This is a genomic window from Bradyrhizobium sp. (genome assembly GCF_050014615.1).
GTDB lineage: Bacteria > Pseudomonadota > Alphaproteobacteria > Rhizobiales > Xanthobacteraceae > Bradyrhizobium.
Map to the genome: position 1 here is coordinate 1 of NZ_JBEKCZ010000235.1, position 7835 is coordinate 7835.

5 protein-coding genes are annotated in these 7835 nt (G+C 65.3%); all 5 read right to left on the bottom strand.

Annotated elements, in window-relative coordinates; all coding sequences use genetic code 11:
* The coding region (gene addB, locus ABR948_RS26150; protein ID WP_428123504.1) for a double-strand break repair protein AddB at positions 1-2812 on the bottom strand (2812 nt) is incomplete at its 3' end.
* Between the two features lie 221 nt (positions 2813-3033).
* Positions 3034-3756 carry a nucleotidyltransferase family protein gene (locus ABR948_RS26155; RefSeq protein WP_428123506.1) on the bottom strand — a complete coding sequence of 241 codons (723 nt, stop codon included), beginning with the start codon at positions 3754-3756 and terminating at the stop codon, positions 3034-3036.
* Between the two features lie 140 nt (positions 3757-3896).
* A complete protein-coding gene (locus ABR948_RS26160) occupies positions 3897-4211 on the bottom strand; it encodes a PilZ domain-containing protein (protein WP_428123508.1) in 315 nt (104 codons plus the stop codon).
* A gap of 88 nt (positions 4212-4299) precedes the next feature.
* Positions 4300-5835 (bottom strand): tRNA (adenosine(37)-N6)-threonylcarbamoyltransferase complex ATPase subunit type 1 TsaE, encoded by a 1536-nt coding sequence (tsaE, locus tag ABR948_RS26165; RefSeq protein WP_428123510.1) that lies wholly within the window; start codon positions 5833-5835, stop codon positions 4300-4302.
* A partial coding sequence (locus tag ABR948_RS26170; protein ID WP_428123512.1) for a sensor histidine kinase occupies positions 5832-7835 on the bottom strand: 2004 nt, incomplete at its 5' end. The genes ABR948_RS26170 and tsaE, both read right to left, overlap by 4 nt.

The following is a 7835-nucleotide window of genomic DNA, read 5'->3' on the forward strand; positions in this document are numbered from 1 at the left end:
CCTCCAGCGTCAGTTGCGGCGACAGTCCCATTCGCACCTGCTTGCCGGTCGGCGGCTGGCCGGTCTTGTAGTCGAGAATGGCAAAGCTGCCGTCGCGGCGGCGCTCGATCCGATCGGCCCGCGCCGACAGCACGAAGCTGCGTTGCTCGTCGAGCGGGATCGCGATCTCGCCCCTGATCTCGGCCGAGATGGCGCCGACCTCGGCGCGCCGCGCGATCTCCCAGTCCGAAAACCAGGTGGCGATGCGCAGGAAACGCGGCCACCACAGGGCGCGGGCCTCCGGTCGCTGCATCAGCGGCGCGAAATATTTTTCGCCGATGCCGCGCAGCACCAACTCGGGGCGCTCGGGAAGATCCGTTGCAAACGCTTGCGTGAATTCGCCGAGTGCATCGTGGATCGCCGATCCGCGGTCGGCCGCCGACAGCGGCATGTCGACGGGATCGAGCGGCTGCAGCTTCAGGATATATCTGGCATAGATCGTATAGGGATCGCGCAGCCAGTCCTCGATCGCGGTCACCGACAGGTTCAAGGGCCTGACCGCACGCGGCGGCTTTGGCGCCGGCTGTGCGACCGGCGCGACCTTGGCGGGCCTGTCCAGTTCACCGGCGAAGCGAACATATTGCTCGCCCGCTGCGACCGCCGTCTTCCAGCGCTCCTCGCCCGCGACTGCTTCCAGCCGGTGCAGGAAGCGCGAGGCCACGGCGGGCGCGCCGCTAACCTTGGCGGCGTGACTGAGGATGACATCGTCGGCGCCGAGCAACTGGGCGAAGTCGTGCGCGGAAAGGCCGATGCGCCGCTCCGGCAGATCGAGGCCGAGTTCGTGCCGCATCGGCCGGCTCAGCCATGGATCGATCCGCGGCGCCGGCGGCCACACGCCTTCGACCAGTCCGCCGATAATGACGCGGTCGGATTGCGTCAGCCGCGCCTCCAGCGGTCCATAGATTCTCAACTGGGCGTTCACGACCTCCGGCCGCCGAACCATGCGGTCGCCGAATGCGGTCTGGAACACTTCCGGGTAATCGCCAAGCCCTACCATCAGGCCGCTCGGCGCGTTTTCACCGAGCAGATCGTCGAACGCCTGACCCAGCGCCGATCCCTGAGGGCCCTCGAATGCAGCCGCGACGCCATGCTGGTCGCGCGACAGTTCTGTCAAAACGCTGCGATGGCGCTCAGCGAGTTCGGCAAAATCATGGGGTTTCGAGGCGTTGAGACTTTCGAGCGGCGCGAGGGCCGCTTGTAATTGCGCAATCAGCAGACCTGCGCGATCGAGTTCCTGGTCTGTCAGCCGCGCGCGCGGCTCGGAGCGATGCAGCGAGGAGATCTCGCCAGCCCGCAGCTTGGCCAGCTCAACACGGAAACGAACGAAATCGCGCGCCAGACCACTGCTTCCCGCCTGCGGACGTGTACCGCGCAGCAATGCCAGTTCGAGCACCTCGACCGCGCCCCCAAACGAGTCTTGCGCCCCGCCCAGCCGGCACAGCGGATGTTTCAGCAGCGCCAGCAGGGTCGGCGGCTCAAGCTCATTGGCTACGGTTTCCGCGGCGAGCCGCGCGAAAATTCCCGCCGCGATATCCATCAGCGCATCGCCGCCGGAATCGTCGAAGGCGAGATTCCAGCGGCCGAGGGCAGCGATCACCCGCCGCGCCAGCGCGCGATCCGGCGTCACCAGCGCGGCTGATTTATTAAGATGCCGCGCCTCGCGCATCGCCACCGCGATCGCGAGCGCCTCCATCTCGGAATTATCCGCGGCGATGACGGCGAGGTTTGTCATGCCGCGCGAAATCTTGTCGGCAATTGCGGGCTCAGACAGCCGCCGGTGCCATTGCGCGGTCGCGTTGGAGGGCCGCATCGCCTCGGAAACCAGCACGTCGCGCCCATGCGCCGCCGGCGTCCTCACGATTTCAACGTCGCCGCGCCTGATTCCCAGTCGTTGCAGCAGAGCGTGCATCGCGAACTGCGGATGGTTCGATGCCGGAGGCGTGGTGAATTGGCCTTGGATGTCCCTGACGCCGCCGATCATCTGCCAGGCATCGTCGTCCAAATCAGTATCGAGCCCCGGCAGCACCACCGCGCCCTGCGGAAGGGCGGCAATGGCGTGCAGGAATTTCGCGGTCGCCGGCATCGATCCGGTCGAGCCTGCCGCGATCACCGGGCCGTCATGATGCGCGGTCAGGCGTTTGGCTTCGGCCTCGATCAGGAGATCGCGCCGTGCCGCCGGCTCGATCTTGCGGATCTCCTGAAGGTGCGCGGGCCAGGCCAGGCGCGCAATCCTGAGGAATTCGAGCGAGTATTGCCAATATTTGTCGAGCTGATCCGGCACCAGTCCGTCAAGCGCATCCCAGCCGACACCGCGCGTGACCATGTCGTCCATCAGGCGCGCCAGATCACCGGCCAGCGCCAGCGTCGATGCCGGGCCACCGACGACAAGCGGCGCCGAAACCGGACTCTTCGCCCACATCGCCACCAGCCTGGCCAGCGTCAGCCTGCGCTCGAGGTCGCCAAGCTTCGGCGGAATCTCCAGCGGCGCCGCTCCCCCATACGGCCCGGGTTCTTCCGCGAACGCCAGCTCGTCTTCGTCGATGTCGCCGAGTGCCACGATGCGCGGCAGCAGCACGGCGTCGGTGTTCAACTCGTCGAGAAAGATTTCCCGCGCCATGCGTCCGGCGCGGCGGGTCGGAAGGTAAAGCGTGGCCTGCGTCAGTCTTTCCGGACGCGCACGGGCCTCAAAGCCGTCGACCAGTTGGCCGTCGACCAGCGCGGCGATGACGCTGCGCAGAAAGGGCACGGATGTGGGGACGTTGAAAACGCGCATCGGCTTCCTGATTCGAGATCAGGCTGCATCATGGCATGGGGCTATTTCGGGTGCGATTTTTAATTCGATAGGCGCGCGCAACCACCTCACCGTCACCACCCGCGAAAGCGGGTGATCCAGTATTCCAGAGCAAGAGTGGCAAAATCGAGAGGCCGCGGCGTACTGGATGCCCCGCCTTCGCGGGGCATGACGACCTATTGATACCAAGGTTTCGTCGCGATCTACGCCACGCTTTCCAGAAAAGCCTCTTCCGCGGCGTGAACCGCGTCGGGCGTTCCGACATGCATCCACACGCCGTCCAGCCGCAGGCCGAACAGCCGCTCCTGCTCGTTGGCGCGGTCGAACATCCTTGTCAGCGAGAATTCGCCCGAGGGCGCATCGGCGAACAGAGAAGGCGACATGATCGCGGCGCCGGCATAGACGAACGGCACCACTTGATGCTCTTTACGCTTGCGCAGCGCGCCATCCGGCAGCATCGCGTAATCGCCGCGCCCGCCATAGCCGATGCTGCTGGTGGTCGGCGCCATCAGCAGCAGAATATCCATGCGCGCGGGATCGAAGGCGTCGGCCAGCCGCGCCAGGTTGGGCCGCACGCCGTCGATCCACATGGTGTCCGCATTGACATGGAAGAACGGGTCGTCGCCCAGCAAAGGCAACGCCTTGACAACGCCGCCGCCGGTGCCGAGCACCTGGTCTCGCTCATCCGAGATGATTACGCGCGGGATCGTGCGCGTCGCGACGTGGTCGATGATCTGGTCGGGCAGATAATGGACGTTGACGACAGCTTCGCTGACGCCGGCGCTGCCGAGCTTGTCGAGCACATGATCGAGCAGCGCGCGGCCCGCCACCTGCACCAGAGGCTTTGGCATCTGATCCGTCAAAGGGCGCATGCGCAGGCCAAGGCCGGCGGCGAGGACCATGGCTTTGGTGGGCTTGACGGACATCTCGGAAATTTCTCGAACCGCTATTTTGCAGGCAGATCATGCGCACCGCGAATCATATCATGCGATTCCGGCGCTGCACCATTGGTTGAATGCGATAATGGCCTGACATGACGGCTGTACGACGGCGGCGATCATGGCGTTCAAGCCTCGGCGGACTGCGGGCGCCGGGCCTTTTTCTTCTTGTCACCGGTTTTAAGAAAATTGACCCCGATCTGGTCGCCGTTAACCCAGGCCAGCTCGCAGCGGCGGTAGGCCAGGCCGGTCGACGACAGCAGCAGGAAGAATTCCTTGAGATGCAGTCCCTCGACGGAACCCTCGACGGTGAGCTTGGCACCGGTCTCGGAAATATCTTCCATCGTGCACTCGCGACGCCAGGTGCCGTCGATGCCCATCATATGCGCTGATATCCCGCGCTCGAATGTAACGCGCTCGCCCTTTCGCCGTTCTGTCGCCATGACCAAGCTCCGCCCTCAAGCAGCCGCCCCCGCTCCAAGGCAGGAGTCCAGAGCAGATTAGGGGAAAACGGGCTAACGACCGGTAAATTTACGGAACCGGCGGCGGGACGTTAGCGGAATACCATTCCCGAATGCCCGACAAAGCGGGGTGCGCCAGCGAACGGGTGAGATAGGCCCAGATTCGGGGCTGATGGCGCAGATATTGCGGCTTGCCGTCGCGCCGGTTGAGCCGCGCAAAGGTGCCGAGCAGCCGAGTGTTGCGCTGCGCCGACATCAGCGCATAAGTCTCGGCGAAACCAGCCGGATCGAAGGTCTCGTCGGCCGCGCGCCTGGCCTTGATGTAGCGCGTCAGGAGCACAAGCTCGAGCTGCTCGGGCACGTCGATCCGCGCATCCTGCAGCAGCGATACCAAATCATAGGCGGCGGGACCCAGCACGGCGTCCTGAAAGTCGATGATGCCGACTCGGGACGTCCCCGATCGATCGCCGAGCCAGATCAGATTGGGGGAATGAAAGTCCCGCAAGACCCACGTCTTGTCCCAAGCCTTGTGAACCGCGGCAAGCTTGCCGAGCAGATCGCGCCACATCATGACGAATTCGGCGCGCAGATTGTTGGTCGGTTCGGCGCCGCGATCCGGCAGATACCATTCGAGCATCAATCCGATCTCGACCAGCATGGCGTCGATGTCGAAGGAGGGCACGGCATAGGTGATTTGCGGCGCCAGCGGCAGTACCTCGGGCAAAGCCTCGCGGTGCAGCGCGGCCAGCATATCGACCGCGGCTTCATAACGCTCCGCGACCGGGCGGGGTGGATCGCCCTCGATAAAACCCGCGCTGCCGAAATCCTCGGTGATCAGGAATCCGCTATCGAGGTCGGCATGATGGATGACTGGCGCCGAGAAGCCACGCTCGCGCAGGCCGGCTGCGATGGCAACGAACGGCTTGACGTCTTCGGCCAGATGCACGGCCGCGCTGTAGGATTTGCCGTCATAGACCGCCGGCCCGTCGGGCCGCCGCGGCGAGTTCATCAGGATCACGACCCCATCGTCACGGATCAGCCGCGCATAGGAACGCGTCGATGCATCGCCGGCCATCCGCTGGCGCTTGGCGTCGGCGAAGCCGGCCTGGCTGAGAAACTGCCGCAGCGCCTTCAGTCTGGCGACCTGGGCCGCGGCTCTGCCGTAGCCGGTTATTTCAGCGGCGCGCGCGGTCGATCCCAGCGCCGCGCGATGGTTCAGCGCAATATCGATCCGGTCCTTCGGAAGCGCCGCGGGGGCGCGCTCGGGCCATTCGATCAGCGCCACGGTGCCCTCGGGCAAGGGCGACAGGCCGATCTCTTCCAGTTCCAGGGGATCGTTGACGCGATAGAGATCCGCGTGAATCAGCGGAAATGGCGGCAGGTCGTAAGTCTGCGCCAGCGTGAAGGTCGGGCTTGGAACCTCGACCGCATCGTCGCCGGCGAGATAGCGGATCATGGCGCGCGCGGCGGCGGTTTTGCCGGCGCCGAGGTCGCCTGAAAGGGTGATGACGTCGCCGGGGCCGATCAGGAGCGCCAGATCGGCCATCAAATGCGCGGTCGCCGTCTCGTTCGCGAGCGCCAGCGAGAATGTCGTGGGATCGCTCATTCCGCGGCGTTGCGATGCGCCGCCTGATCGGTCGGAAAGTCGCACGTAACGGTCGTGCCTTTGCCGACGATCGAATCGACGCGCACCCTGCCGCCGTGCAGTTCGACAAACGACTTCACCAGCGGCAGGCCGAGCCCGGCGCCGCGATGCCGTGACCCGTTGGAATGACTCTCGAACCAGTCGAACACCTTGTCCTTGACGTCGGCGGGAATGCCGGGTCCGCGGTCGGTGACCGCGAACACCACATTATGCTCGGTGCGTTTGGCGCTCAGCGTGATGGTGGAATCCTGCGGCGAAAATCCAACGGCGTTGGCGAGAAGATTATACAGCACCTGTACCACGCGGCTGCCGTCACCGATGAAACTGCCGATGTTGGGGTCGACGTCGACCTTGAGTTCGATCCGGTCGCGGGCCAGCCGGTCCTGGATTCCTTCCGCGGCATTGTCGATGGTCTTGCGGATATCGACCGGGCCGAGTTCGAGCGTCATAGCGCCGGCATCGATGGTGGCGAGATCGAGAATGTTGTTGATGAGGGCGAACAGCGAATTGGTCGAGGTCGTGATGTAGTTGAGGTATTCGGCCTGCTTGGGCACCAGCGGCCCGGTGGTGGGATCGTTCAAAAGATGCGCGAAGCCGATAATGGTGGTCAGCGGTGAGCGCAATTCGTAGGACACGTGGTGGACGAAATCGACCTTCATCTGGTCGGCGGTCTCCAGGGCCTCGTTGCGTTCGCGCAGCGCCCGCTCGACATTCTCGGTGTCGGTGATGTCCTGGAATGTCAGCATGGTGGCGCCGTCGGGCAGCGGCATGGTCATGCAGTCGAGCACACTGCCATCCTTGCGCTCCAGCTTCAGCGGCACCTCGACCCGGTTCTCGATCGCGGTGATGGCTTCGCGCAGCGCGCGCCACGTCGTCGCATCGTCGAACAGCGGCTTGCACCAGGCCTCTACCGTCTCGATATGCGGCCGCTCCTGCAGCGCCTCCGGCGACAGCTTCCACATTCTGGCGAAGGCCGGGTTGAACAGCTCGGCGCGGCCATTGCTGCCGAACACGGCGACGGCTTCGGCGAGATTGTCGAGCGTTTCCCGCTGCACGCGGATCAGGCCGTCGAAGCGCCGCGCCAGCTCCAGGCTTTCGGTGACGTCGTCGAACAGATAGGTGACGCCGCCTTCCGGATTTGGCGTGGTGACCACGCTTACCGCGCGGCCGTCGGGCAGATACCAGGTATCCTTTTCGGGCTCGACCGCGCGATAGGCCTCGTGCAGCTTGGCCTTCCAGGCCCGGAAATCCGGCTGCTCCGGGACTTTGCGCGCGGCGCGCAGCCGGTCGAGCACGCTGGAATCGTCGGGGTTGCCGTCGAGAAAGACGCGGTCGAGGTCCCACAGCCGGCGATAGGAATCGTTGTAGAAGGCGAGCCGCCGCTGGCCGTCGAACACGGCGACCCCCGACGACAGCTGATCGAGCGTGCGGCGATGCGCCTCCGCCATCCGCACCAGCGACGCCCGCAGCGCGGTGGCTTCGCTGGCGTCGATCGCGATGCCGCCGCTGCCGCCGCCGACGTTGAGCGCATGCACGTCGTAAATGCGCCGCTCGCCGCCGACCACGATCGGCAGCCGCGCGGTAAAAGCCGCATTGTCATTGAGCGCCCGGCTCACCTCTTCGCGCTGATCGCTTTCGAGCAGGTCGAGGTTGCGATGGATGGCGTCGGCCACGCCGGCGGCCTCGGTGGCGCGCGCATAGGCGGCGTTGGCATAGCGAAGGTCGCCCTGGGCGTTCTTGGCCCAGATCGGCCACGGCACCGCCGCCGCGAAGTCGCGCAGCAGCTCGGTTTCCTCCAGCAGCGTCTTGTAGCGATGGTTTGATTCGGCCAGTTCGCGGCGGACGCCGCCGAGTTCGCGTATCCGCACCACGGCCTGGCCACCGATGGCGCGGCCCATGGCCTCGAGCGAGCGCCCGTTCGAGGTCGCGAGATTGAGCAGGAAACCCTCGCCGGCCTCGCG